We start from the raw sequence: 24,105 nt of genomic DNA on the forward strand, positions 1-24,105 counted from the left end.
GTGTGTGTCTCGTTGCAGTCCGTGGACCCCCAGTTAGACTTAAGTTTGGCGGGCCGGACAGCGCTCAGTCGCTGTAACGCGCCAAAAGGTTCAAGGTTGCCGCCGGGCCGTATCGGCTGATCAGAACTTGTCGTCCTCGGTCGGCACCAGGATTTCGCGTTTGCCGGCATGGTTGGCCGGGCCGACAATGCCTTCCTTCTCCATCTTCTCGATGATCGAGGCGGCGCGGTTGTAGCCGATGCCGAGCCGGCGCTGGATATAGCTGGTCGACGCCTTGCCGTCGCGCAGCACGACCGAGACCGCCTGGTCGTAGGGATCGTCGGAATCCTCGAAATTGCTGTTGCCGCCACCGCCAGCGCCGCCCTTGCCCGACGGCTCGTCATCGTCCTCGCCGTCATCCTCGGTGATGGCGTCGAGATATTCGGGCACGCCCTGCAGCTTCAGATGGGCGACGATCTTCTCGACCTCGTCGTCGGCGACGAACGGGCCGTGCACGCGCTGGATGCGGCCGCCTCCGGCCATGTACAGCATGTCGCCCATGCCGAGCAGCTGCTCGGCGCCCTGCTCGCCCAGAATGGTGCGGCTGTCGATCTTCGACGTCACCTGGAAGGAGATACGGGTCGGGAAATTGGCCTTGATGGTGCCGGTGATGACGTCGACCGACGGACGCTGCGTCGCCATGATGACATGGATGCCGGCCGCGCGCGCCATTTGTGCCAGGCGCTGCACCGCGCCTTCGATGTCCTTGCCGGCGACCATCATCAAATCGGCCATCTCGTCGATGATGACCACTATGTAGGGCATTGGCTCGAGATCGAGGTTCTCGGTCTCGTAGATCGCCTCGCCGGTCTGGCGGTCGAAGCCGGTCTGCACGGTGCGCGAGATTTTTTCGCCCTTCTTTTCAGCCAACTGCACGCGCGCGTTGAAGCCGTCGATGTTGCGCACGCCGACCTTGGACATCTTGCGGTAGCGGTCCTCCATCTCGCGCACGGTCCATTTCAACGCCACCACCGCCTTCTTCGGGTCGGTGACCACCGGCGTCAGAAGGTGCGGGATGCCGTCATAGACCGAAAGTTCCAGCATCTTCGGGTCGATCATGATCAGCCGGCAGTCCTGCGGCGTCAGCTTGTAGAGCAGCGACAGGATCATGGTGTTGATGGCGACGGACTTGCCGGAGCCGGTGGTGCCGGCGACCAGCACATGCGGCATCTTGGCGATGTCGACGATCACCGCCTCACCATTGATGGTCTTGCCCAGCGCCAGCGCCAGCTTGGACTTGGTCGTCTCGAAATCGCGGCTGGCCAGGATCTCCCGGAGATAGACGGTCTCGCGCTTGGCATTCGGCAATTCGATGCCGATGGCGTTGCGGCCGGGCACCACGGCGACGCGGCAGGCAATCGCGCTCATCGAGCGGGCGATGTCGTCGGACAGGCCGATGACGCGCGACGATTTGATGCCGGGCGCCGGCTCCAGCTCATAGAGCGTGACGACGGGGCCGGGCCGCACCGCGATGATCTCGCCCTTGACGCCGAAATCCTCCAGAACGCCTTCGAGCAGGCGCGCATTCTGCTCCAGCGCGTCCTTGGACAGGCTGGCGTCGCGCACCACGTTCTTCGGCTCCGACAGGAAATGCAGCGACGGCATTTCGAATGTTTCCGAGCCAATCAGCGAGGTCTGCGCCTCGCGCTGGACGCGCGCGCCCGGAGCGGGACGCGGCGCAGGTGCGGCGACGCGGGTCGCTGCATCGGAGCGGAAGTTCTGCACCTTGGCGTTCGTCGCGGCACGGCGCTGGACCGGCTCGTCGTCGAGTTCGACCTCCTCGTCGCCATTGTCGAAACCGGCATCGAGGACGTCGTCATCGTCCGGATCGACGGAAACGCTGCGGTCATTGACCATGGCGGCGAAGAACTCCGGCTCGACGCGGGCGCGGCCATCCGGGCTCATCCGCGCTTCGGCGAATTCCGCCGATTCGACCCGTTCGGCGGCGCGGCGCCATGCGGTGGAGCGCTGCTCCATCTCCGGCTCGAACTCGTCGCGCTCCTGCTGGCGGCGCACAGCCCGGCGATGCATCCAGGCGCGGAAAGACAGCCACCAGTGGGTAACGGCGCCGAGCGCCAGTATCCCCTCGTCGCCCTCGTCCTCGTCTTCGTCGAAGAGCAGGTCGTCCTCTCGGGGATCGGGCTCCGCGGTGCGCTCCATGACGGCAAAGCCGTTCTTGCGCGCAATCAGCGCCGAGCCATAGGCAAACAGCCACAGCGCCGGCGCAATGAGCACCATGGCAATGATGCTGGCAACGATGCCGGTCGGGTAGCCGCCAATGACCACGCCCGGAATATTGAGCACCATGTCGCCGAACACCCCGCCGAGGCCGGTCGGCAACGGCCACGTCTTGGGCGGCACCACGCAGCCGGCCATCGCCGCCGCGAGCAGCGCGAAGCCGAACCAGGCAAGGCCGCGCTTCGGCAGCCTGTCGACGCCGCGCGCCGAAAACAGGAGAAAGCCCCAGATCACCGCCGGCACCAGGGCGGCGACCGCGGCAAGGCCGAAGAACTGCATGGCGAGGTCGGAGAATACCGCGCCCGCATAACCCATGGCGTTGGTGACGATGTTGTCGGTGGCGTGCGAGAAGCTGGGATCGGCGACGTTCCAGGTCGCCAGCGCCGCGACGCCAAAGGCGACCAGCGCAAACAGGCCGGCGCCGACCAGCCGCCCGACCTGGCGCCGCGCGAATGCCTGGATGCCGTGCCCCGTATCGGTCAGCGCGAGCGGTGCTGAAGCCCCTGAACGCATGCTTCGTTCCCCGTCTGTCATGGACTGGCCGGGCGCATGACGCACTCCGGCAGATTCGGATGTCAGACTATCGGGGGGAAGGTTAAGGCCGCATTAACTATACGGCAGCCGGAGCCACGATCTTGCTCACTCCACTGTAGGCAGTCTCAACAGTCCGGAACCAATCCGGTCGACGTCTCCCCGCTGGCGGCCATCACTAGAACGTGATTGCGCAGGGACCGAGACCTGCCAGCACGGTTGCCAAAAAGAGAGGCCCGGAATGACCCGGGCCTCAAAGCGTGAACTCCTTTCGGGAGCGTCACGACGGGATGGGAGAATGCGGGGCGGCCGAGCCGCTCCGCAAGGCTTACGAGTGGTAGGCCGCTTCGCCATGCGAAGTCAGGTCGAGGCCTTCGCGCTCGGCGTCGGCTGTCGGACGCAGACCGATGATCAAGTCGACGACCTTGTAGAGGATTGCGCTGCCGATGCCCGACCACAGCAGGGTTACCAGGACGCCTTTGCCCTGCGCCAGGAGCTGCGTGGCCGTGCCGGCATAGCCGGCGGCGAAGTCGGCCGTCGAATAGTCGACGATGCCGGCGCCGCCGAGGGCGGGATTGACCAGAATGCCAGTGCCTAGCGCACCGATGATGCCACCGACGCAGTGGACGCCGAAGACATCGAGGCTGTCATCATAGTCGAACGTGTTCTTCACCACCGAGACGAAGAAGTAGCAGACGAAGGTGGCAACGATGCCAAGCACGATAGCGCCCATCGGGCCGGCAAAACCTGCAGCCGGCGTAATCGCGACGAGGCCGGTGACCGCGCCCGAAACAGCGCCGAGCATGGAGGCTTTGCCGCGCAGCAGCGATTCAAGCACGATCCAGGCCACTGCCGCCGCCGCCGTGGCGACGAAGGTGTTGATCATCGCCAGCACCGCATAGGCGTTCGCTTCGAGGTTCGAACCGGCGTTGAAGCCGAACCAGCCGACCCACAGCAATGAAGCGCCGACCATGGTCAGCGTCATCGAGTGCGGCGCCATGATGTCCTTCTTGTAGCCGATGCGCTTGCCGATCATCAGCGCGCCGACGAGACCGGCAATGCCCGCATTGATGTGAACGACCGTGCCGCCGGCGAAGTCGATGGCGCCGAAGCTGAAGATCAGGCCGGACGGGTCGGCATAGGCGCTCGGGCCGCCCCAGAACCAGACCATGTGCGCGATCGGGAAGTAGATTAACGTCACCCATAGGATAACGAAAAGGATCAAGGCGGAGAATTTGACGCGTTCGGCGAATGCGCCGACGATCAGGGCGGGCGTGATGCAGGCGAAGGTCATCTGGAAGACGACGAACACCAGTTCAGGAATGGCGACGCCCTTGCTGAAGGTTTCCGAAAGCGTTGATACGTTGACGCCGGAGAGAAACATCTTCGAAAGGCCGCCGACGAAGGCGTTGCCCGGGGTGAAGGCGAGGCTGTAGCCGTAGAAGACCCAGATGATCATGACCACGCTGGTGATGGTGAAGACCTGCATCAGCACCGACAGCATGTTCTTGGTACGAACCAGGCCGCCGTAGAAAAGCGCAAGGCCGGGAATGGTCATCAACAGCACCAGCACGGTGGAAATCATCATCCACGTGGTGTCGCCCTTGTCGACGGTAAAAGCCGGCGCTGCTGGCGCTGCCGCCGCGACGGCGGGAGCCGCCTCCTGCGCGAAGGCAGCAACCGTGCCCAATGCTCCGAGCGCTAAGGAGCCCAGCAGCGCGGAGCGCGCCACTGACTTCAAGGTGGAAGGTATATTCATTGAACTCTCCATTGGAATACGTGTTCGCCGCTCAAAGTGCGTCGGTGTCTGTTTCGCCGGTACGGATGCGCACCGCCTGATCGATGCCGAAGACGAAGATCTTGCCGTCGCCGATCTGGCCGGTCTTGGCCGCCGCCGTGATGGCTTCGACGGCCTTGTCGACCAGGTCTGTGCTAACCGCGACTTCGATCTTGATTTTCGGCAGGAAACTGACCGCGTATTCCGCCCCGCGATAGATTTCCGTGTGTCCCTTCTGACGCCCGTAGCCTTTGACTTCGGTGACGGTCAGGCCCTGGATGCCGACGGCGGTGAGCGCTTCGCGCACCTCGTCGAGCTTGAACGGCTTGATGATTGCCATCACGATTTTCATAAGGTTTCACCCTTTGCTGTTGCGGTCCCCCGCGTTTGCACACCTTCACCGATCCCAAAAAGCCCGGAGAGTGCCCAACAGGATTCAAGCTCCGTGCCAGTTGCCGAAGCAGGGTGTTAACTCATTGTAAACAAACGGATCGCTCGAGTCCCGGCGCCACGGTGCGCACTGTCAACGGACAGTCACTGATTAAAAAGTAGGCAATTTTTCGAAAATGCCTATTCCGCAGGCGGCCGCTTCAGCCGGATCAGGCCTTCCTGGGCAACCGAGGCGATCAGGGTGCCGTCGCGGGCAAACAGCGAGCCGCGGGTGAAGCCGCGCGACCCCTGCGTCGACGGGCTGTCCTGCGTGTACAGGATCCAGTCATCGAGCGGATGGCTGCGATGGAACCACATCGCATGGTCGAGGCTCGCCGCCTGGATGTCGCGGTCGAAAATGGCGCGGCCGTGCGCAAAGGTCGAGGTGTCGAGCAGCGTCATGTCGGAGAGGTAAGCAAGCACCGCCGCCTGGATGCCGCGGTCGGCCGGCACCGGGCCGGTGGTGCGGATCCAGATGTTCTGCTGCGGCTCCAGCTTTTCGCGGCTGGTGTAATGCTTCAGCATCACCGGCTTCATCTCGATCGGCCGGTCACGCTCCCAGTAGCGCTTGATGCCGTCCGGCACCGCCTCGCCGAACTTGCCCAGCAATTCGCGCTGCGACAACAGGCTGTCGGGCGGCGGCACGTCGCGCGGCATCGGCAGCTGATGCTCAAGGCCAACCTCGTCCTGCTGGAACGAGGCTTCCAGCGAAAAGATCGCCTGGCCGTGCTGGATCGCCACCACGCGCCGCGTGGTGAAGGAGCCGCCATCGCGGATGCGGTCGACCTCGTAGACGATCGGCACCTTGGTGTCGCCGGGCCGCATGAAATAGCCGTGCAGCGAATGCACGTGGCGCTCGGGCTCGACGGTGCGCTGCGCGGCGACCAGCGCCTGGGCGATGGTCTGGCCGCCGAAAACGCGCTGCCAGTCGAGCTTGGGGCTGCGACCACGGTACAGATTGTGTTCCAGCTGCTCGAGGTCGAGAATGCTGAGAAGCTCGTCCATGGCCGCCGTCATGCTTCGTGACCTCGCCGTAAGATGCTATGGCGGTTTCCGACAGGAATGGCGGGCAGTCAAGGCCGGAATGCCCCAGTGGGCGGGGATGGTCGAGACTTCGAAAGGAATTGACATGGCGAACCGCAACCCGGACGCAAAAACCCCGCTCGACGTGCTGGTCGCTGGCGCCGGCTATGTCGGCCTCGCCGCCGCCGTGTCGCTGAAACAGGCGCGGCCGGGCCTCGCCGTGGCGGTCGTTGATGCTGCCCCCGCCGGCGTCTGGCAGAAGGACCGCCGCGCCTCGGCGATCGCCGCCGCCGCCTGCCGCATGCTCGACCAGCTCGGCGTCTGGCAGGAAATCGTCGGGCAATCGCAGGCGATCACCGAGATGATCGTCACCGATTCGCGCACCGCCGATCCGGTGCGTCCGGTGTTTCTCACCTTCGATGGCGAGGTCGCGCCGGGCGAACCGTTCGCCCACATGGTCGCCAACAAGGACCTGAACGGCGCCTTGCGCCGCCGCGCGCAAAAGCTCGGCATCGACATCATCGAAGGTGTCGCGGTCGCATCGTTCGACGGCAATGGCGCCGGCATCACCGTGCATCTGGCCGACGGCGCGGCGATTGAGGCGCGGCTGCTGGTCGCCGCCGACGGCGTCAATTCCAAATTGCGCGACATGGCCGGCATCAAGACGGTGAAATGGGAATATGGCCAGTCCGGCATCGTCTGCACGGTGGCGCATGAGCGCCCGCACAATGGCCGCGCCGAAGAGCATTTTCTGCCGGCCGGCCCGTTTGCAACGCTGCCGCTCAAGCCGACCGAGGACGGCACCAACCGTTCGTCGCTGGTCTGGGTCGAACGTTCCGAGGATGCCGAAAAGCTGGTCTCGGGCGACGACCTCGTCTTCGAGCAGGAGCTTGAATTGCGCTTCGGCCTGAAGCTCGGCGAAATCCGCGTCACCGACAAGCCGCGCGCCTGGCCGCTCGGCCTGACCATCGCGCGCGCCTTTGTCGCCCCGCGCGTAGCACTTGCCGGCGACGCCGCGCACGGCATCCACCCGATCGCCGGCCAGGGCCTCAATCTCGGCTTCAAGGATGTGGCGGCCCTTGCTGAAGTGGTGGTCGAGGCCGATCGCTTGGGACAGGATATCGGCGCGCTCGACGTGCTCGAGCGCTACCAGCAATGGCGCCGCTTCGACACGGTGCAGATGGGCGTCACCACAGATGTGCTGAACCGGCTGTTTTCCAACGACATCGGCCCGCTGCGCCAGCTCCGCGACATAGGCCTCGGCCTTGTCGAACGGATGCCCAGGCTGAAGGAGTTCTTCATCCGCCAGGCGTCGGGGTTGTCCAACGGCACACCACGGCTGCTCAAGGGTGAGGCGATTTAGGCCGGGAATGAGTGCCGCTTTGTCATAGACGCGGCTCGGCTCCTGACATCAGCCGCGCAATGTTGGCGCGGTGGCGCACGATCACGTAGATGCCGCCGGCGATGACCAGCAACCGGTAGGGCAATGGTTGTTCCATGCCGCCGACGAGGGCGATCGCGGTGAGCGCCGCCAGCATCGAACTCAGGGACACAATTCGGGAAACTGCCAACACCACGGCAAATGCCGTCGCCGCGCCTAGACCCACAGGCCAGGACATCGCCAACAAAACACCCAACCCCGTCGCAGCCGATTTGCCGCCGGTGAAATTCAGCCAGATCGAACGGCTATGCCCAAGCAAAACAGCGAGTCCGGCCAAGCATACAACCCAAGGAGCCCCAACGGGCATATCAGATATTGCCGACGGCGGCGTTGCGGAAGACCAGAAACAAAACCAACGGGCAAAGATGACCGCTGCCGCCCCTTTCAGCACGTCCACCAGAAGCACCACCAATGCTGGCCATTTCCCGAGTGTGCGCAATACATTTGTCGCACCGGTGGACTTGGAGCCGTGCTCCCGGATATCGATGCCCTTAAGCAGTTTCCCCGCCAGATAGCCGGCAGGCGTAGAGCCGATAAGGTAAGCGGCAGCCGATCCTACCACGCTCGCTATCCAGAATGACATGCGCCCGGGCTGTTTCTCAGTTGACCTCAAACCCCAGCTTCTGCCGCAGTCGCAGCATGCGTTGGTCGGCGACCTTGAAACTCTGCTCGCCGCTCTTGGCAACACGATCCAGCATCTGCAGCAGGTCTTCGCGCTCATGCGGATCGAGGCGCTCGCGCAGGAAGGGCGCCAGCTTGTCGATGACGATCGTCGTGTCGTCGATCTGCGCCGCGGCCCATTTGGCGTAGACGACGGCTTCATCGGTCTTCTTCTGGTTGTCCGCAATCTGCGAGATCACCTCGCGGATAACCGTTTCGCGCTTCGGCAGGATCGGACCATGCTCCGCCGCGATTGCCATGATCAGCGTTGCTGCCGCCACCACCGGATCGTCGATCGCCGTCAGCGGCGACAGCGCCGCCTGCTTGCGCAGCTTCTTGCGCCTTATGTTGCCCTGGACGCGGCCGACGACGTCGGCGACCTCGCGCGCGGCTTCGTTCATAGCCTTCATGCGATACCACCAGAACGCCCCGGCTCCCAGCACGCCGAGAATAGCAATCAGGAAAGGCATGTCGAATTCCCCCGAAAATTGCGGCGACGATAGGAGAACTCCGGCGTTGCTTCAACACGCAAGAATTGTATCTGATGAGAAAACAGAGCTGGCATCCAGACGCCGAGATCGGGCGTCCTGGGTGCAGGTCGCTCGTCACGGGCACTAATGATGCAACCGCTTAGCGATAACGCTGACTTCACATCGAGCGCGGTGCCCATTATGACGATCCGTTCGGCCACTGCAACGCGGCTGTCGGCGCGGTGACGCCAACCTGGGACGATCCGATGTTCCACCCGTTTCTCTACGGGTCGGGACAAGGGGCGGAGTTCCGCGCCGGCTTCTACGGCCTCGCCGGTTGGCATAGGGAAGGCCATATGCTGCGCGCGCTGTTCGAGGGCGTGATGTTCGAGCACCGGCGCCACATCGAAGTCTTGAAAAAAGCCGGCGTCGGCTTCGACAGAGCCGTGCTATCCGGCGGCGGCTCGCGCAGCGAACACTGGCCGCAGATCTTCGCCGACGGGCTTGGCGTGCCGATCACCGTCCCCGAAGCGCGCGAGACCGGCGCGCTTGGCGCGGCAATCGGCGCCGGGGTCGCGGCCGGCCTGTTCGCCGACTACGAGGCCGGCGTTGACGCCATGACCCGGTCAAGCGCCGCCTACCGTCCGAACCCGGCCATGCAGGACCATTACAACAGGCGTTATCGCGCCTATTGCGGCCTTGCCGATACGCTGCGATCGTTCTGGGCCGAACAGGCGGCAGAACCGAGTAGAACACCGCCGAGTAAACCACCGCAATGACCCAACGGCTCGATGGCGACTACGACTACATCATCGTCGGCGCAGGCACGGCGGGCTGCGTGCTGGCCAATCGGCTGAGCGAAAACCCGGCGACGCGCGTGCTGCTGCTTGAGGCCGGCGGCAGCGACAATTATCACTGGGTGCATATCCCGGTCGGCTATCTCTATTGCATCGGCAATCCGCGCACCGACTGGATGATGAAGACTGCCCCCGAAGCCGGCCTGAACGGCCGCTCGCTGGTTTATCCCCGCGGCAAGGTGCTGGGCGGCTGCACCTCGGTCAACGGCATGATCTACATGCGCGGCCAGGCGGCGGACTACGATGGCTGGCGGCAGATGGGCAATGTCGGCTGGGGCTGGGACGATGTGCTGCCCTATTTCCTCAAATCCGAGGACCATCATGGCGGCAAGACCAAGCTGCATGGCTCCGGCGGCGAATGGAAAGTGGCGCGGCAACGCCTGTCCTGGCCGATCCTGAACACGGTGCAGGAGGCGGCCAAGGAATTCGGCATCATGCCGCGCGAGGATTTCAATGACGGCGACAATGAGGGGTCCGGCTTCTTCGAAGTCAACCAGAGCAAGGGCGTGCGCTGGAACACAGCCAAGGCATTCTTGCGCCCGGCGCTGCGACGGCCCAACCTTCGGCTGGTCGTCAACGCGCATGTCGAGACAGTGCTGTTCGAGGGCAAGCGTGCTATCGGCGTCCGCTACCGCGCCGGCGGCCAAGCCATAGAGGCAAAGGCCAGGAGCGAGGTGCTGCTGACCGCCGGCTCGATCAACACGCCGAAACTGCTCGAGCTTTCCGGGGTCGGCGAGCCGGATCGCCTCGCCGCGCTCGGCATCGATGTGGTTCACGCCAGCCCCAACGTCGGCGAGAACCTTCAGGACCATCTGCAGATCCGTACCGTCTATAAAGTGTCGGCGGCGCTGACACTCAACACGCTTGCCAACAGCCTGAGCGGCAAGGCGAAGATCGCGCTGCAATATGCCTTTGGCCGCTCGGGACCGATGTCGATGGCGCCGAGCCAGTTCGGCATGTTCTCGAAATCCGATCCGTCGATGGCGACGCCGGACCTGGAGTACCACGTCCAGCCCTTGTCTACCGACCGGCTGGGCGACCCGCTGCACCCGTTCCCGGCAATCACCATGTCGGTCTGCAATCTGCGGCCCGAGAGCGTCGGCTCGGTGCACGCTACGACGCGCGAGCTGGCCGTGCAGCCGGAGATCCGGCTGAACTACCTCTCTACGGCGCGCGACCGCGAGATCGCGCTGCGTTCGGTGCGCCAGGCGCGCAGCATCATGACCGCCAAGGCTCTTGCCGGCTTCCATCCGGAAGAAATCCTGCCTGGTCTCGCCCACCAGTCGGACGAGGACCTGCTGCACCAGATCGGCTCGATCGCGACGACCATCTTCCACCCGGTCGGCACCTGTAGGATGGGTGTCGACGGCCGCGCCGTCGTCAGCCCGGACCTGCGCGTGACCGGTGTCGAGGGCCTGCGCGTCGTCGACGCCTCGATCATGCCGCGCATCGTCTCCGGCAACACCGCCTCGCCAGTGGTGATGATCGCCGAGAAGGCGGCGGATATGATCCGCCGGCCTGCATGACCTCGCCGCTGCCGCCTACGACCCCGGCACGTCGTAGATCGCCCTGACCTCGATCGTGCCGATTTCGGCCAGCGGAATCTCGCCTGCGATCGCCAGCGCCTGTTCGAGACCGTTGGCCTCGATCATGACGAAACCGAGCAATTGCTCCTTGGTTTCGGCAAACGGACCGTCAGTGATCAGCCGCTTGCCTTGGCGCCGCCGCACCGTCTTCGACGTCTTCACCGATTGCAGCGCCTGCGCGATGATCAGCTTGCCTTGCTGGTCCAATGACCGGTCATAGGCCATCGAATCGGCGTCGAGCTTGGCCAGACGCTCCGGCGTCATGGCATGAAGGTGCTTTTCCTCGCCGTAGACCAGACAGACATATTTCATTTCCAGCTCCCTTGCTGTGACGAACCATAGGTGATCACGGCGCCGGCGGCATCCTTGCCGGCAGCAGCGTGGTCGAGCACGCAGACCGCAATGCCGATCACGGCGACCGCAGCAAGCAGCCGGCCGAAGCCGGAAGGTCGCGAGCACTCGATCTCGTGTAGACGCGCGCTTTTGTCGGCGTCGTTCCAATGGGCAGAAAACAGATTGTTCATCTTGGATCTCCATCCGCCACGAGAATCCGTGGACGCTCGCAGGACGGCCGGCGCCGATGCAAGTCGACATTTTTGCACGCACATTTTTTCAGAAGAATTTGCAGGGCACGCCGGCGTCGCATCCGGCCGAAACAGCGCGGTGGTCTTCCCCTGCCGCCGCGCTATAGTTGGAGGGAACGCCGCGTGGCCGGCGCTGTCGCTGTAATCAAGGAGAATTCTATGGACCGTACCGCAAACGCCGTCTGGAAAGGCAATCTGAAGGAGGGCACGGGCACGCTCGACAGCCAGAGCGGCACCTTGAAGGGCACGCCCTATTCGTTCAAGGCTCGCTTCGAGGACGAGAGCGGCAAATCCGGCACCAATCCCGAAGAGTTAATCGCGGCGGCACACGCCGGATGCTACGCCATGCAGCTGTCGCATTTCCTGGCCGAGAACGGCACGCCCGCCACCGAGCTCGACGCCAAGGCGGTGGTGACGCTGGTCCCCGGCACCGGCATCACCGGCAGCGCCATCACCCTGATCGGCAAGGTACCGGGCATCGATGCGGCGAAGTTCAAGGAATTGGCCGAGAAGGCCAAGGCCGAATGCCCGGTTTCGAAGGCGCTCGGCGCCATCAAAGTGTCGCTCGACGCGAAACTGGGGTGATCCGCCGATTTTGCCCGGGGTAGCGATTCTTCGCGCCCCCCTCTGCCCTGCCGGGCATCTCCCGGGGAAATTGGAAGCTCGGTAGCTGGCACTCTTCTTTCGACGTTCGTAATTGGCGAAGGCCGGCGTGACATCTGATCTCCCCACTTGAGGGGGAGATGGCCGGCAGGCCAGAGGGGGGTGCTGTCCCACCAACGTCTCGGATAACTATTAGGCGCCCAGCGCATCAAGCCGGGCGCGAAGGGCTGCGACTTCCTGCTCCAGAGCCTCCAATCTCGCTTCCAGGTCGGAAGCAGGCAAGGCCGGCGCGCTCCGCTGCACCGATAACGCCGCGACGTCCACCGGTCCTGCGAGCAGATGCACGTAGCGGTCCTCGCGCTGGCCTGGCCCGCGCGGTATTTCCTGGATCAGCGGCGGTCGGCGGCCGATCAGCATGTCGAGTTCAGCGCGCAGGTCTTCGATCGACGAAAACCGCGCCATGCGCTCAGCTCGCGCCAGCAACTCATGCGCCGTCTGCGGCCCGCGCAGCAAAAGCAGGCCGATCACCGCAGTCTGCGGCCTCGTCAGCGAGAAGCGCTGCGCCATCTGATGCTCATAGCGCTCGACGCGCGAGCCGAACATCTGACGCACCAGCCCCTTCTGCTCGAGCAGCTTCAGCGTCCGATGCACCTCTGTCGGCTCGAGCGCCATCACAGGCTCGCGCGCCGTCTTCTGGTTGGCGGCTGCAAGTGCTGCATTCAGCGTCAGCGGATAGACATCCGGCGTCAGCTCCTTCTTCTCGATCAGGCAGCCGAGCACACGGACTTCGATCGGATTAAGGATTGGAAGCTCTTCGCTCATTGGGTTGAGTATCCTTTCTAGCGCCGGCGAGACAGCGCCCACCTCTCTGTCCTACCGGATATCTCCCCACCCGTGGGGAGATGTCCGGCAGGACAGAGGGGCGCGCGAAGGATCGCCGCGTTCGAGATTGCCGCGAGCGAACTCGCCTCAACTAAACCCGCCGCTCCACCATCATCTTCTTGATCTCGGCAATCGCCTTGGCCGGGTTGAGCCCCTTCGGGCAGGTCTGGGCGCAGTTCATGATGGTGTGGCAGCGGTAGAGCCGGAACGGGTCTTCGAGATCGTCGAGCCGTTCGCCCGTGGCTTCGTCGCGGCTGTCGATCAGCCAGCGATAGGCCTGCAGCAACGTCGCCGGGCCGAGATAGCGGTCGCCGTTCCACCAATAGCTCGGGCACGAGGTCGAGCAGCAGGCGCACAGGATGCACTCGTAGAGCCCGTCGAGCTTTTCGCGATCCTCATGGCTCTGCAGCCATTCCTTGGCCGGCTCTGGCGACACTGTCTTCAGCCATGGCTGGATCGAGGCGTGCTGGGCGTAGAAATTGGTGAGGTCGGGCACCAGATCCTTGACCACCTGCATATGCGGCAGCGGGTAGACCTTGACGGCGCCGGAAATGTCGTCGCAGCCCTTGGTGCAGGCCAGCGTGTTGGAGCCATCGATGTTCATGGCGCAGGAGCCGCAAATGCCTTCGCGGCATGAGCGGCGCAAGGCAAGCGTCGGATCGATCTTGTTCTTGATCCAGAGCAGCGCGTCGAGCACCATCGGCCCGCAATCGTCCATGTCGACGAAATAGGTGTCGATGCGCGGGTTCTCGTCATCGTCGGGCGACCAGCGGTAGATGCGGTATTCCCGCAGGTTGGTGGCGCCCTCCGGCTTCGGCCAGGTCTTGCCCGGCTGCACCTTGGAGTTCTTGGGAAGCGTGAGTTCGACCATTACCTCAGATCCTTTCGGATGACGGGCTTCGGCACCATGGTCAGTACACCCTGGCCTTCGGCGCGATCTTGGCAAGACTGATGCCGCCGTCCTTTTCCGCCACCAGCGGCTCGGTGTGCACGGGACGATAGCTGAGGCTCACCTGGCCGTCCTCGCTTAGCCGGGCCAGCGTATGCTTGCGCCAGATAGTGTCGTCGCGGGCCGAGAAATCTTCGCGCGCATGCGCGCCGCGGCTCTCCTTGCGCGCCTCGGCGCCGTAGACCGTGGTGATGGCGTTGGCCATCAGATTTTCCAGCTCCAGCGTCTCGACCAGGTCGGAATTCCAGATCATCGAGCGGTCGGAGACTTTCAGGTCCTTGAGCCCGGTCCATATCTGCGAAATGCGCTTGCAGCCGTTTTCGAGCGACTCCTGTGTGCGGAACACGGCGGCGTCTTCCTGCATCGCCTTCTGCATTTTCTCACGCAGAACGGCGGTTGGCGTCGAGCCATTGGCGTGGCGCAGCCGGTCGAAGCGGTCCATGATCTTTTCGACCGAGGCTTCGTTTGGCGAAGGGATCGCCGAATTGCGGTCGATGACCTGGCCGGCGCGGATTGCGGCGGCGCGGCCGAACACCACCAGATCGATCAGCGAGTTCGAGCCCAGCCGGTTGGCGCCGTGCACGGAGGCACAGCCGGCCTCGCCGACCGCCATCAGCCCGGGTGACACCCGGTCAGGATTCTCGACAGTCGGGTTCAGCACCTCGCCCCAGTAATTGGTCGGCACGCCGCCCATATTGTAGTGCACCGTCGGCAGCACGGGGATCGGCTCCTTGGTCAGGTCGACGCCGGCGAAAATCCTGGCCGATTCCGAAATGCCCGGCAGCCGCTCATGCAGCACGGCCGGATCGAGATGGTCGAGATGCAGGAAGATATGGTCCTTGTTCTTGCCGACCCCGCGGCCTTCGCGGATCTCCAGCGTCATGCAACGCGAGACGACGTCGCGCGAGGCCAGGTCCTTGGCCGACGGCGCGTAGCGCTCCATGAAGCGCTCGCCCTCGGAATTGACGAGATAGCCGCCCTCGCCGCGCGCGCCTTCGGTGATCAGGCAGCCGGCGCCGTAGATGCCGGTCGGATGAAACTGCACGAACTCCATATCCTGCAACGGGAAGCCGGCCCGTGCCGCCATGCCGCCGCCGTCGCCTGTACAGGTGTGCGCCGACGTCGCCGAGAAATAGGCGCGGCCATATCCGCCGGTCGCCAGCACCACCATCTTGGCGGAGAAGCGATGGATGGTGCCGTCGTCGAGGTTCCAGGCGACGACGCCGGTGCAGGTGCCGTCCGGTTCCATGATCAGGTCGAGCGCAAAATACTCGATGAAGAACTGTGCATTGTTCTTCAGCGACTGGCCGTAGAGCGTGTGCAGGATGGCGTGACCGGTGCGGTCGGCGGCAGCACAGGTGCGCTGCACCGGCGGGCCGTCGCCATAATTCATCATGTGTCCGCCGAACGGCCGCTGGTAGATCTTGCCCTCTTCGGTGCGCGAGAACGGCACGCCGTAATGCTCGAGCTCGTAGACCGCCGCCGGCGCCTCGCGCACCAGATATTCCATGGCGTCGACGTCGCCCAGCCAGTCCGAACCCTTGACGGTGTCGTACATGTGCCACTGCCAGGAGTCCGGACCCATGTTGGACAGCGACGCGGCAATGCCGCCTTGTGCCGCCACCGTGTGCGAGCGGGTCGGGAACACTTTGGTGATGCAGGCCGTGCGCAGGCCCTGCTCGGCCATGCCGAGCGTGGCGCGCAGGCCGGCGCCGCCGGCGCCGACGACCACCACGTCGAACTTGTGGTCGACAAAGGTATAGCCGGTGGCCGATTTCGCGTCCTTGGCCAAATCAGCCTCCGAATGCCAGTTTGAGCAGGGCGAAGATCGAGGCGACGCCGACCGCTATGGTGAAAAACGTGCTGAGTGCGATCAGCGCCAGCTTCATGCCTTCGGCATGCACGTAATCCTCGATAATGACCTGCATGCCGACACGCATATGGGTGAGACCGGAAACGAGCACCAGCGCCAACACCAGCGCCACGAACGGACTGGCGAGCGCCGCCCGCACCTCGGCGAAGCCGGCGCCATTGAGCGCGATCAGGAACCCGACGAAGAACAGTATCAGCGGGATGTTGGCAATGGCCGTCAGCCGCTGTCGCCAGAAATGCCCGGTGCCTTCGCGGGCCGAGCCCAGACCGCGGACCTTGGCCAGCGGCGTGCGCATATCGTTGTTGTTCGTGCCGCTCATCACAAGGTTCCCCGCGCCATGTAGCCGGCGACCCAGATCAGCAGCGTGAGCAGGATGGAACCGGCGAGCGTCGCCCAGGCGATCTTCGATGCCGTGTGTTTCTCCAGCCCGGCGCCGGTGTCCCAGACGAGATGGCGCACGCCGCCCAGCATGTGGTGCATCAGCGCCCAGGTGTAGCCGAGCAGGATGAGCCGGCCGAGCCAGGTGCCGAAGGCCCAGTTGATCCAATCGAAAGCGCCTTGCGAACTCGCCGCCGCCGTCAGCCACGCGGCGACCAGCAGCGTGCCGAAATACAGCGCCCCGCCAGTGATGCGATGAATGATTGACATCGTCATGGTGATCGGTGGGCGGTAAATCGTCAGGTGCGGCGACAGCGGCCGTTCACGTCTGGCGGTTCGGGTGGCTGGTGATTTGCTCATGGCTGCCCCAGTTCGATGTCCGGAGCCGCGGTGGAAAGCGGCACTTACCGCCTCGATATATGACTTCAGACAGCCGGTTTCTAATGCTCTTTTTGCACCGCGTCAAAGCCGGAAAATCGTTTTGAAAACGTCATTTAGTCTGACAAAAGGCTGCTGTTTCGCTTCAATCGATTTGGCCACCGTCGAAAGCCGGCGCACCGTTCGCTGCAGTGCGGCATTTCCTTTGCAATCGACGCCAGGCTATCGTTTGCAGGTCTGTGGTGTCGAGCCCCTCTTCATCACCAGCGCCTCGCGCGCGTCGATCACGATTGCGTCATGCGACGCGGCTTCCTGGTAGCGGCTGGACTGGTTGGCGGGTGATGCGGCAAACTCCTCGGTCGTGCCATCGGGCCTGACAACGCGCAACGCCGTGCCGAGGTTCTGGATGGTGATCATGCCGCCATTGCCGCATCTGTAAGTTGCCGTGCCGACAGCAGACCGCGGCGCGGTAAGGTCGGTGACGATCTTGGCTGAAGGTGCGGCAGGCGCTGTCGGAGCCGTTGCGGAAGCCGGGGGCGCCACAGGTGCGGCGGACTGCTGAGCCGGCACGGGCGCGACAGTGGGTGGTACGGTATTCACCGCCGTCGGCGCGCCGTTCTGCGGCACGCAGGCTGCGGCAGTCAGCAAGGGGATCGACAACAGCGTCACCCGAAACGTCCGGCGTAACGCCATATGCTGTCCTCCTGCGCGGCTAACTAGCCGCGATGTTCCACCAAGATCAAGCTCACCCGACGTCAGCGTAGTTGTGTGCGTCGCGGCCGATGGTGCGGGCAAGCATGGCCGAATGATGACGCCCGGGTTTTCCATCCCGTCGGATATTAACCATGTTTGGCGAGAGATCGCCGCCGGATGCGCCTGCCCTCTTAACAAAGGTTAAGAAAAGGTTAATTTCCGATTCGATCGGGTCCACAGCAGAGAGGACACCATGCTTTCGAATTCAGGAAGAGCGCGCCTTGCGGCGCTTGTGCTGGCGACAGCCAGTCTCGGCTTCGCCGCCCCGGCAATGGCCTGGTCGCGCCATCATGACCGCGTCTATGCCGATTCCCTAGGCAATCTCGTCATCGACAGCGCCGCCGGCTACAAGCGCATCATTGTCGGCCAAGGCAGGCTGGCCAAGAAATTGTCCGACTACACCAGCGCCGGGCAGCCGGAAGCGGAACCGGAAGTCCTTTATGAAGACGAGGCGGATCACATCTCCAGGCGTGGCTGCTACCAGCCGCCGGTGTTCGTGAAGGGCCGCTCCTATATGTACGGCCTCTCCGATGGCGAAATGCCCAACCTCAGCCCTTGCCGCTGATGATCCGGCACGGCCGAGAGGCCGTTTAAGCGAGACGCTAACCGACGCTGCCTGTATCCGGGATGAACACCGTTTCCGCCCGCTCATAGGACAATCGCACGCTGTCGCGGCCGTTCTTCTTGGCCTTGTAGAGCGCTTCGTCGGCGCGCCGCATCAGCGGCTCCAGCCCTTCGTCGCCGGTGCGCGCCGCGACGCCGAAGCTCGCGGTCACCCTGGTGCCCGGCGGCAACCCGTCGACACTGCCGGCCGAATAGTGCGTGCGCACGGCTTCGGCAAACAGCCGCGCCGTGGCAAGATCGCTCAGCGACAGAAGCACGGCGAACTCCTCGCCGCCGATGCGGCCGGCAACCGCACGCGTGCCGGCGGCCGCGCGAAGCTTGGCGGCGAAGTCGGCGATCACCTGGTCGCCCGCGGCATGTCCGTATTTGTCGTTGAGCGCCTTGAAGTGATCGAGATCGGCCAGCACCAGCGCGACCGGCACCTTGGTAACAGCGCAATGCTGCAGCACCAGCAAGGCGCGCTCCTCGAAACCCCTGCGGTTGAGCAGGCCAGACAGCGGATCGGTGTGCGTCTCGGTCTTCAGCGCCTTCATCACGTCGAGCGCAGCTGCCGAGAACAGGCAGAGCGCGATCAGCAACGACAGCAGCGCGTGCGTCAAAAGCGCCGTCGTCCAGTAGGACGAGCCATAAAACCCGTCATAGCTGGTGAACGGCCCGTGCGAGATGACGACGAGCAGCGTGCGGCCGATGAAGTTCAGCCCGGACAGCAGCGACAACACGAACAGGATTTTTTCCGTCGGGCCGTTCTTGCGCACGGCGCGCAGCTCGGCAGCGACCAGCAGGCTGAGGCCGCCAAAGCCGAAATTGATCGACAGGATGCGCCAAGTCAAGTCCGGCTGGACGAACAGGAACCAGCAGAATGCCACCATCCCGCCACCCGCCAGAATGCCGATCGCGATATAGGGCACGCGCCTGCCGTAGCGTGAGATGATCGCACCGACGAGGCAACAGGCGGCGAGCGTGAAGCAGAGGTTGGAGACCAGCTTGGTCAGCACCATGCCGCCGGGCAGCGTGAAATACTGCAGCAGGAAGCCGGGCGCGGACACGCAATAGCTCGTGCCGAGCACAGCCAGATAGGGCCGGTGGCGCTGATAGAACCACAGCAGGAGGAACGCCGCGCCGAGCGCCAGCGCGATCGTCGGATTGAGCAGCGCTATGAACAGGCCGGTGTCCAAAGGACGGTGACTTCCCCGCTTGACGTCAGGGAAGACCTTAGAGCGCAAGCCCCAACAAGCGGTTAAGCCGGGACGAATATGCAAGTCGCCACTCATGAAGCTGGTGCACGGAACCGGGACCTGAGGCCGGCGTTTCCTGACAGCAATCAAGGAGAAGTTGTTCATGGCCGACACGATCACGCTGACCGATCACGAAGCAATTCGCTCATGGGCCGCAGGGCGCGCCGGATTTCCGGCGATCGTCGATGTATCGCCCGAAACCGGAACGCAGCCGTTGCTGAGGCTCGTCTTCGGCCAGCACGCCTATCAGGACCAGGATCAGCCTGAACGCCCGGTCAACGCAGGCGGCTACGAGCTGGTCGAATGGGACGAGTGGTTCAAGATCTTCGACGAGCGCGAACTGGCGCTGGTGGTCGCGACCGACGAACCCGGCAGCCGGGAGGAATTTCATGAAATCATCCGGCGTGCCGGCTAGGGCATAATACCCCAAGGGTCTTAGAGCGGCGCGCTTTAAACAAAACCCCGAACGGTTTTGCCGTTCGGGGTTTTGCATACGCTCAGGTCAGGCTTGAACCAGTCTGCGCTATTTCCAGTCGCGGATGTCGACGAAATGGCCGGCGATCGCCGCCGCCGCCGCCATTGCCGGCGATACCAGATGGGTGCGGCCCTTGAAGCCCTGCCGGCCTTCGAAATTGCGGTTCGAGGTCGAGGCGCAGCGCTCATGCGGCTTCAGCCGGTCGTCGTTCATGGCCAGGCACATCGAGCAGCCCGGCTCGCGCCAGTCGAAACCGGCGGCAATGAAGATCTTGTCGAGACCCTCGGCCTCCGCCTGTTCCTTGACCAGACCGGAGCCCGGCACGATCATCGCATCGACATGCGCACTCACCGTCTTGCCTTCGACCACCTTGGCCACCGCACGCAGATCCTCGATGCGGCCATTGGTGCAGGAGCCGATGAAGACGCGGTCGAGCGTGATGTCGGTGATCTTCGTGCCCGGCGTCAGCCCCATATAGTCGAGCGCGCGGATCTTTGACGTCCGCTTGTTCTCGTCCGTGATCTCTTCCGGATTGGGAACGACGCCCTGCACCGAAACGACGTCCTCGGGCGAGGAACCCCAGGAGACGATCGGCGGCAGCTTGGCCGCGTCGAGCACGATCACCTTGTCGAAATGCGCGCCCTCGTCGGACTGCAGCGTCTTCCAGTATTCGAGCGCGGCGTCCCACGACGCGCCCTTCGGCGCGCGCGGCTTGCCCTTGACATAGGCGAAGGTGGTTTCGTCGGCCGCGATCAGGCCGGCGCGCGCGCCGCCCTCGATCGACATGTTGCAAATCGTCATGCGGCCTTCCATCGACAGCGCGCGGATCGCCTCGCCGGCATATTCGATGACATAGCCGGTGCCGCCGGCGGTGCCGATCTCGCCGATGATGGCCAAGATGATGTCCTTGGCGGTGACGCCTTCCGGTAACTGGCCATCGACACGCACCAGCATGTTCTTGGCCTTGCGCTGGATCAGCGTCTGGGTCGCCAGCACATGCTCGACCTCGGAGGTGCCGATGCCATGTGCCAATGCGCCGAAGGCGCCATGCGTCGAGGTGTGGCTGTCGCCGCAGACAATGGTCATGCCAGGCAGCGTGAAGCCCTGCTCCGGCCCGATGATGTGGACGATGCCCTGGCGGATATCGTTTTCGGAGTAATATTCGACGCCGAAATCCCTAGCGTTCTTGGCCAAGGCCTCGACCTGGATGCGGCTTTCCTCGTTCTTGATGCCGAACTTGCGCTCGGGCGAGGTCGAGACATTGTGATCGACCACGGCCAGCGTCTTTTCCGGATGCCGGACTTTTCTGCCGGTCATGCGCAGACCTTCGAAGGCCTGCGGGCTGGTCACTTCATGGACGAGATGGCGGTCGATGTAGAGCAGACAGGTGCCATCATCCTGGCGGTCGACGACATGGTCGTCGAAAATCTTGTCGTAGAGGGTGCGCGGTGCGCTCATGTGCGTAAATCCGTCGATTTGCAAAAAGGGGAAGGGCAGACGCGCGAAGCCTTCGGCGCGGCGAAAGCGGCTTAGCTAAGTCGGCTGGTGAGCGCGCCGGAAATGCGCGAAGAGAAACGCGACGGCAGGCGTTTTCTGTCCTGCAGCACGAAACCCTTATAGGCTGGATCGCCAAAAAGCTCTTCCATGGCGTGGCTCATACCAATGTTTTGGCTTTTCGGCAATTGCGGCGTGTTTTCGCTTCTCCCCTTGTGAGAGAAGGCGAAGAGGGCGGCGCTCAAAGCACCTCGAACACAAAAGTCTTCACCAGCGCGTCCGGCTCGGCGATCGCATAGCAGCGGAACCATGGGCTTTGCTCGGCCGGCCGCCATTTCCCGGCCCGCTCCAGCCCGTCGAACACGTCCTGGAAGCCGCCGCTTTCGAAAACCTGGTCGCGCACGGTGAAGATGGCGTGGCCGCCTTTCCTGGTGATGCGGACAAGCTCGTGCAGGCCGGACGCCGGCGCATGGCCGATGGTGAACACGCCAGTCGAGAAGAAGGCGCGGAAATGCCCGTCCGGCCAGGGTAGCGGCCCGCCGAGCATGGCCTGCTTCAGATCGCCATAGGCATTGCGGCTGCCGGCGATCTTCAGCATGTCGTCGGAGAGGTCGAGGCCGGCAATGTCGTGATAACCCAGCGCCTTCAATGACGGGCCTGACAGGCCGGTGCCGCAGCCGGCGTCGAGCAGCGGGCCTTCACCCACCTTCACATGGCGCGCCACCCAGGCGGTGATCAGGAACGGCAGCAGATAGCCGAGCGAAGCGGTCTCGCCGTCATAGGTCGCGGCCCAGTCTGCATAGGCCTTGGCCAGCCCTTCCGGCGTGTCGGCCGAATAGACGGTACCCAGCGCCGCATTGGCCTTGTCGATCGTCATCGCCTGCATCCTCCGGAATCCTGTCCTCCGCGATCGTAGCCGTGCCCGCGTCGGACTTCTATTCCTGCTGCGCCCGCCGCAGTCGTTGCTCCAGCCCCCGCAGCGCCAGCGACAGGCTGACGGTGAGGATGAGATAGATATAGGCGACGATCGAATAGGTCTCGAAGAAGCGGAACGAGCCGGCGGCGTAGATCTTGCCCATCTGCGTGATGTCGGCGACGCCGAGCACCGAGACCAGCGAGGAATCCTTGACCATGGCGACGAAGTCATTGCCGAGCGGCGGCAGGATGGTGCGGATCGCCTGTGGGAAGACGATCAGCCGGAAGCGCTGCGTGCGCGTCAGCCCGAGCGCCTTGGCAGCCTCGATCTGGCCTTTCTCGACTGACTGGATGCCGGCGCGGAAGACCTCGGAGATGAAGGCGGAATAACCGATGGTCAGCGCCATGATCGCACGCCACAACAGCGACACGTCGCGCACCAAAAGCTCGCCGAGATAGCCGGCGTTTTGCAGCGGCGCGGTCAGCGCATTCCACGCAGCCACGAAGGCCGGCGCGCCGGCGAAGGCGATCCAGAACAACAGCACCAGGATCGGCACGCCGCGGATGATCTCGACATAGAAACGAGCGATCTGCTTGAGCCAACGCGACCCCGACAACCCCATCAGCGCAATGCCGAGCCCGACGGCGGAAGCCAGCGCGAAGGCGACCACGGTGACAAGAATGGTGATGCCGATGCCCTTGGCGACGGTGGCAAAAACCTGGGCGTAGAGATCGCTGGCGGCAATGGAGAGCGCAGCGACGACGGCGAGCGCGATCGCGGCGGCAAGCCACCAGGGAAAATCGGGTTTTGAGGTTGAGGCGAGCATCAATGCCCAACGCTGGTGAACAGCTGCGCTCGCAAGATCTGCCGATCTCCCCCCTTGCGGGGGAGATGTCCGGCAGGACAGAGGGGGGTGCTGTCCCTCCAACCTGTCAAACGGTTACAGTCACAACCTTTGGCCTCTTTGGAAAAGCTCAAAACAAAAGGGAGGCGATCCTTCACACCCCCCTCTGCCCTGCCGGGCATCTCCCCCGCAAGGGGGGTCAGCGGCCGTCGCGCCAAGACGGCCTACTGCCCCATCTTGTAGTCGAGAAACCACTTCTTGTTCAGCGCCTCGATCGTGCCGTCGGCCTTCAGCGCCGCGATCGCCGCGTTGACCGGCTTCACCAGGTCCGAGCCCTTCGGGAAGATGAAGCCAAAATCCTCGGTGCCGAGCGGGCCGCCGATCAGCTTGAGCTTGCCGCCGGAGGCATCGACATAGCCTTTGCCGGCGGTGCCGTCGGTCAGGACGACATCGACGTCGCCGGATTTCAGTGCCTGCACCGAAGCGCCGAAGGTCTCGAACTGCTTGATGCGCGGGTTCTGCTCATTGCCGTCGAGCACGCTGTAGACGGCGGTGTAGAACGGCGTCGTTCCGGCCTGCGCGCCGATCAACCCGTCCTTGAAGGCGGCGAAGGTCTTGGCGTCGGTGAAGCGGCTTTCATCGGCGCGCACCAGCATGAACTGCTCCGAACGCATATAGGGGTCGGAGAAATCGACCTTCTCCTTTCGGTCGTCCTTGATGGTGATGCCGGTCATGCCAATGTTGTACTGGTTGTCGGAAACCGCCTGGATCATCGCGTCCCAGGAGGTGTTCTGGTACTCCACCTTGAAGTTCAGCCGCTTGGCGATTTCGTCCATCGCGTCATACTCCCAGCCGATCTGCTTGCCGGTCTTGGCGTCGATGAACTGCAGCGGCGGATAGGCGTTTTCCGTCACCACCACGACCTTCTTGCCGCCGAGATCGGGCAGCGCATCGGCCGCCCATGCAGCGACGGGCGCGAGGAAACAGGCCGCGAGGGCGGCCAGCAGCAGCTTCGATTTGGTCATGACACGCTCCAGGATGAGAAGCCCGCTTGCAGCCGGGCTCG

At 63.8% G+C, this 24,105-nt stretch carries 25 protein-coding genes and 1 pseudogene; 6 read left to right on the plus strand and 20 right to left on the minus strand.

What is annotated here, in order from left to right:
- Nucleotides 1-120 precede the first annotated feature (120 nt).
- From NKI05_RS21685 to tesB, 4 genes are all read right to left on the minus strand, one after another.
- Nucleotides 121-2,790: a DNA translocase FtsK gene (locus NKI05_RS21685; protein ID WP_023698379.1), complete on the minus strand. Its 2,670-nt coding sequence runs from the start codon at nucleotides 2,788-2,790 to the stop codon at nucleotides 121-123.
- 346 nt (nucleotides 2,791-3,136) lie between these two features.
- Complete coding sequence (locus NKI05_RS21690; protein ID WP_023670498.1) at nucleotides 3,137-4,567, minus strand: ammonium transporter; 1,431 nt, start codon at nucleotides 4,565-4,567, stop codon at nucleotides 3,137-3,139.
- A gap of 31 nt (nucleotides 4,568-4,598) precedes the next feature.
- Nucleotides 4,599-4,937 (minus strand): P-II family nitrogen regulator, encoded by a 339-nt coding sequence (locus tag NKI05_RS21695; protein WP_023670499.1) that lies wholly within the window; start codon nucleotides 4,935-4,937, stop codon nucleotides 4,599-4,601.
- Nucleotides 4,938-5,155: 218 nt separating this feature from the next.
- Nucleotides 5,156-6,031 carry an acyl-CoA thioesterase II gene (tesB, locus tag NKI05_RS21700; RefSeq protein WP_023687727.1) on the minus strand — a complete coding sequence of 292 codons (876 nt, stop codon included), beginning with the start codon at nucleotides 6,029-6,031 and terminating at the stop codon, nucleotides 5,156-5,158.
- A 112-nt stretch (nucleotides 6,032-6,143) separates the two neighbouring features.
- Here tesB and NKI05_RS21705 point away from each other — a divergent pair, with 112 nt between their 5' ends.
- Nucleotides 6,144-7,400, plus strand: a complete 1,257-nt coding sequence (locus tag NKI05_RS21705; RefSeq protein ID WP_023806429.1) for a ubiquinone biosynthesis hydroxylase — start codon at nucleotides 6,144-6,146, stop codon at nucleotides 7,398-7,400.
- Nucleotides 7,401-7,422: 22 nt separating this feature from the next.
- Here the strand turns inward: NKI05_RS21705 and plsY are convergent, their stop codons facing one another.
- Both plsY and NKI05_RS21715 read right to left on the minus strand, forming a co-directional pair.
- Nucleotides 7,423-8,061 carry a glycerol-3-phosphate 1-O-acyltransferase PlsY gene (gene plsY / locus NKI05_RS21710; protein ID WP_023815316.1) on the minus strand — a complete coding sequence of 213 codons (639 nt, stop codon included), beginning with the start codon at nucleotides 8,059-8,061 and terminating at the stop codon, nucleotides 7,423-7,425.
- Between the two features lie 16 nt (nucleotides 8,062-8,077).
- Nucleotides 8,078-8,608: a hypothetical protein gene (locus NKI05_RS21715; RefSeq protein ID WP_023698376.1), complete on the minus strand. Its 531-nt coding sequence runs from the start codon at nucleotides 8,606-8,608 to the stop codon at nucleotides 8,078-8,080.
- Nucleotides 8,609-8,784: 176 nt separating this feature from the next.
- Here NKI05_RS21715 and NKI05_RS21720 point away from each other — a divergent pair.
- Nucleotides 8,785-9,387 (plus strand): annotated as a pseudogene (locus NKI05_RS21720) (FGGY-family carbohydrate kinase); the annotation flags it as partial.
- The gene (locus NKI05_RS21725) at nucleotides 9,384-10,991 is read left to right on the plus strand and encodes a GMC family oxidoreductase (protein ID WP_023815318.1); all 1,608 of its coding nucleotides are present in this window, start codon (nucleotides 9,384-9,386) and stop codon (nucleotides 10,989-10,991) included. The pseudogene NKI05_RS21720 and the gene NKI05_RS21725, both read left to right, overlap by 4 nt.
- A gap of 15 nt (nucleotides 10,992-11,006) precedes the next feature.
- On the opposite strand, the gene NKI05_RS21730 is transcribed toward NKI05_RS21725, so the two are convergent.
- Nucleotides 11,007-11,363 carry a YciI family protein gene (locus tag NKI05_RS21730; RefSeq protein WP_023815319.1) on the minus strand — a complete coding sequence of 119 codons (357 nt, stop codon included), beginning with the start codon at nucleotides 11,361-11,363 and terminating at the stop codon, nucleotides 11,007-11,009.
- A complete protein-coding gene (locus tag NKI05_RS21735) occupies nucleotides 11,360-11,575 on the minus strand; it encodes a hypothetical protein (protein ID WP_023698372.1) in 216 nt (71 codons plus the stop codon). Before NKI05_RS21735 ends, NKI05_RS21730 begins: the two co-directional genes overlap by 4 nt.
- 219 nt (nucleotides 11,576-11,794) lie before the next feature.
- On the opposite strand from NKI05_RS21735, the gene NKI05_RS21740 reads away from it, so the two are divergent.
- Nucleotides 11,795-12,220 (plus strand): OsmC family protein, encoded by a 426-nt coding sequence (locus tag NKI05_RS21740; protein ID WP_023670508.1) that lies wholly within the window; start codon nucleotides 11,795-11,797, stop codon nucleotides 12,218-12,220.
- Nucleotides 12,221-12,430: 210 nt separating this feature from the next.
- On the opposite strand, the gene NKI05_RS21745 is transcribed toward NKI05_RS21740, so the two are convergent.
- The 6 genes from NKI05_RS21745 to NKI05_RS21770 all read right to left on the minus strand — a co-directional run bounded on the left by NKI05_RS21745 (nucleotide 12,431) and on the right by NKI05_RS21770 (nucleotide 17,391).
- Nucleotides 12,431-13,060 carry a YceH family protein gene (locus NKI05_RS21745; RefSeq protein ID WP_023683887.1) on the minus strand — a complete coding sequence of 210 codons (630 nt, stop codon included), beginning with the start codon at nucleotides 13,058-13,060 and terminating at the stop codon, nucleotides 12,431-12,433.
- 151 nt (nucleotides 13,061-13,211) lie between these two features.
- A complete protein-coding gene (locus tag NKI05_RS21750) occupies nucleotides 13,212-13,991 on the minus strand; it encodes a succinate dehydrogenase iron-sulfur subunit (protein WP_023670510.1) in 780 nt (259 codons plus the stop codon).
- Nucleotides 13,992-14,031: 40 nt separating this feature from the next.
- Nucleotides 14,032-15,861, minus strand: a complete 1,830-nt coding sequence (gene sdhA / locus NKI05_RS21755; protein ID WP_023815320.1) for a succinate dehydrogenase flavoprotein subunit — start codon at nucleotides 15,859-15,861, stop codon at nucleotides 14,032-14,034.
- Nucleotide 15,862: 1 nt separating this feature from the next.
- A complete protein-coding gene (gene sdhD, locus NKI05_RS21760; protein ID WP_023683885.1) occupies nucleotides 15,863-16,261 on the minus strand; it encodes a succinate dehydrogenase, hydrophobic membrane anchor protein in 399 nt (132 codons plus the stop codon).
- Complete coding sequence (sdhC, locus tag NKI05_RS21765) at nucleotides 16,261-16,680, minus strand: succinate dehydrogenase, cytochrome b556 subunit (protein ID WP_023815321.1); 420 nt, start codon at nucleotides 16,678-16,680, stop codon at nucleotides 16,261-16,263. Before sdhC ends, sdhD begins: the two co-directional genes overlap by 1 nt.
- Before the next feature lie 240 nt (nucleotides 16,681-16,920).
- On the minus strand, nucleotides 16,921-17,391 hold the full coding sequence (locus tag NKI05_RS21770) for a hypothetical protein (protein WP_023709350.1): 471 nt from the start codon (nucleotides 17,389-17,391) through the stop codon (nucleotides 16,921-16,923).
- Nucleotides 17,392-17,644: 253 nt separating this feature from the next.
- On the opposite strand from NKI05_RS21770, the gene NKI05_RS21775 reads away from it, so the two are divergent.
- Nucleotides 17,645-18,016, plus strand: coding sequence for a hypothetical protein (locus NKI05_RS21775; RefSeq protein WP_023687709.1), 372 nt, complete (start codon nucleotides 17,645-17,647; stop codon nucleotides 18,014-18,016).
- A 37-nt stretch (nucleotides 18,017-18,053) separates the two neighbouring features.
- Here NKI05_RS21775 and NKI05_RS21780 read toward each other — a convergent pair whose 3' ends face one another.
- On the minus strand, nucleotides 18,054-19,250 hold the full coding sequence (locus tag NKI05_RS21780; RefSeq protein WP_023815322.1) for a GGDEF domain-containing protein: 1,197 nt from the start codon (nucleotides 19,248-19,250) through the stop codon (nucleotides 18,054-18,056).
- 163 nt (nucleotides 19,251-19,413) lie between these two features.
- On the opposite strand from NKI05_RS21780, the gene NKI05_RS21785 reads away from it, so the two are divergent.
- Nucleotides 19,414-19,725 (plus strand): hypothetical protein, encoded by a 312-nt coding sequence (locus NKI05_RS21785; protein ID WP_023706723.1) that lies wholly within the window; start codon nucleotides 19,414-19,416, stop codon nucleotides 19,723-19,725.
- Between the two features lie 108 nt (nucleotides 19,726-19,833).
- On the opposite strand, the gene leuC is transcribed toward NKI05_RS21785, so the two are convergent.
- The 5 genes from leuC to NKI05_RS21810 all read right to left on the minus strand — a co-directional run bounded on the left by leuC (nucleotide 19,834) and on the right by NKI05_RS21810 (nucleotide 24,064).
- A complete protein-coding gene (gene leuC, locus NKI05_RS21790; RefSeq protein WP_023670518.1) occupies nucleotides 19,834-21,243 on the minus strand; it encodes a 3-isopropylmalate dehydratase large subunit in 1,410 nt (469 codons plus the stop codon).
- A 71-nt stretch (nucleotides 21,244-21,314) separates the two neighbouring features.
- Nucleotides 21,315-21,524 carry a hypothetical protein gene (locus NKI05_RS21795; protein ID WP_196813720.1) on the minus strand — a complete coding sequence of 70 codons (210 nt, stop codon included), beginning with the start codon at nucleotides 21,522-21,524 and terminating at the stop codon, nucleotides 21,315-21,317.
- Nucleotides 21,521-22,156, minus strand: a complete 636-nt coding sequence (locus NKI05_RS21800; protein WP_023815323.1) for a class I SAM-dependent DNA methyltransferase — start codon at nucleotides 22,154-22,156, stop codon at nucleotides 21,521-21,523. Before NKI05_RS21800 ends, NKI05_RS21795 begins: the two co-directional genes overlap by 4 nt.
- Before the next feature lie 58 nt (nucleotides 22,157-22,214).
- The gene (locus tag NKI05_RS21805; protein ID WP_023683878.1) at nucleotides 22,215-23,021 is read right to left on the minus strand and encodes an amino acid ABC transporter permease; all 807 of its coding nucleotides are present in this window, start codon (nucleotides 23,019-23,021) and stop codon (nucleotides 22,215-22,217) included.
- A gap of 242 nt (nucleotides 23,022-23,263) precedes the next feature.
- Nucleotides 23,264-24,064: a transporter substrate-binding domain-containing protein gene (locus NKI05_RS21810; protein ID WP_023687705.1), complete on the minus strand. Its 801-nt coding sequence runs from the start codon at nucleotides 24,062-24,064 to the stop codon at nucleotides 23,264-23,266.
- Nucleotides 24,065-24,105 lie beyond the last annotated feature (41 nt).

The sequence above is a fragment of the Mesorhizobium sp. M0771 genome, from assembly GCF_040320155.1.
In the GTDB taxonomy this organism is placed as follows: Bacteria; Pseudomonadota; Alphaproteobacteria; order Rhizobiales; family Rhizobiaceae; genus Mesorhizobium.

Bases quoted from the DNA above. Each gene is read 5' to 3' on its own strand.
- NKI05_RS21685 (WP_023698379.1), bottom strand. From the start codon at position 2,790: ATGCGTTCAGGGGCTTCAGCACCGCTCGCGCTGACCGATACGGGGCAC.
- NKI05_RS21690 (WP_023670498.1), bottom strand. From the start codon at position 4,567: ATGAATATACCTTCCACCTTGAAGTCAGTGGCGCGCTCCGCGCTGCTG.
- NKI05_RS21695 (WP_023670499.1), bottom strand. From the start codon at position 4,937: ATGAAAATCGTGATGGCAATCATCAAGCCGTTCAAGCTCGACGAGGTG.
- tesB (WP_023687727.1), bottom strand. From the start codon at position 6,031: ATGACGGCGGCCATGGACGAGCTTCTCAGCATTCTCGACCTCGAGCAG.
- NKI05_RS21705 (WP_023806429.1), top strand. From the start codon at position 6,144: ATGGCGAACCGCAACCCGGACGCAAAAACCCCGCTCGACGTGCTGGTC.
- plsY (WP_023815316.1), bottom strand. From the start codon at position 8,061: ATGTCATTCTGGATAGCGAGCGTGGTAGGATCGGCTGCCGCTTACCTT.
- NKI05_RS21715 (WP_023698376.1), bottom strand. From the start codon at position 8,608: ATGCCTTTCCTGATTGCTATTCTCGGCGTGCTGGGAGCCGGGGCGTTC.
- NKI05_RS21725 (WP_023815318.1), top strand. From the start codon at position 9,384: ATGACCCAACGGCTCGATGGCGACTACGACTACATCATCGTCGGCGCA.
- NKI05_RS21730 (WP_023815319.1), bottom strand. From the start codon at position 11,363: ATGAAATATGTCTGTCTGGTCTACGGCGAGGAAAAGCACCTTCATGCC.
- NKI05_RS21735 (WP_023698372.1), bottom strand. From the start codon at position 11,575: ATGAACAATCTGTTTTCTGCCCATTGGAACGACGCCGACAAAAGCGCG.
- NKI05_RS21740 (WP_023670508.1), top strand. From the start codon at position 11,795: ATGGACCGTACCGCAAACGCCGTCTGGAAAGGCAATCTGAAGGAGGGC.
- NKI05_RS21745 (WP_023683887.1), bottom strand. From the start codon at position 13,060: ATGAGCGAAGAGCTTCCAATCCTTAATCCGATCGAAGTCCGTGTGCTC.
- NKI05_RS21750 (WP_023670510.1), bottom strand. From the start codon at position 13,991: ATGGTCGAACTCACGCTTCCCAAGAACTCCAAGGTGCAGCCGGGCAAG.
- sdhD (WP_023683885.1), bottom strand. From the start codon at position 16,261: ATGAGCGGCACGAACAACAACGATATGCGCACGCCGCTGGCCAAGGTC.
- sdhC (WP_023815321.1), bottom strand. From the start codon at position 16,680: ATGAGCAAATCACCAGCCACCCGAACCGCCAGACGTGAACGGCCGCTG.
- NKI05_RS21770 (WP_023709350.1), bottom strand. From the start codon at position 17,391: ATGGCGTTACGCCGGACGTTTCGGGTGACGCTGTTGTCGATCCCCTTG.
- NKI05_RS21775 (WP_023687709.1), top strand. From the start codon at position 17,645: ATGCTTTCGAATTCAGGAAGAGCGCGCCTTGCGGCGCTTGTGCTGGCG.
- NKI05_RS21785 (WP_023706723.1), top strand. From the start codon at position 19,414: ATGGCCGACACGATCACGCTGACCGATCACGAAGCAATTCGCTCATGG.
- leuC (WP_023670518.1), bottom strand. From the start codon at position 21,243: ATGAGCGCACCGCGCACCCTCTACGACAAGATTTTCGACGACCATGTC.
- NKI05_RS21800 (WP_023815323.1), bottom strand. From the start codon at position 22,156: ATGACGATCGACAAGGCCAATGCGGCGCTGGGTACCGTCTATTCGGCC.
- NKI05_RS21805 (WP_023683878.1), bottom strand. From the start codon at position 23,021: ATGCTCGCCTCAACCTCAAAACCCGATTTTCCCTGGTGGCTTGCCGCC.
- NKI05_RS21810 (WP_023687705.1), bottom strand. From the start codon at position 24,064: ATGACCAAATCGAAGCTGCTGCTGGCCGCCCTCGCGGCCTGTTTCCTC.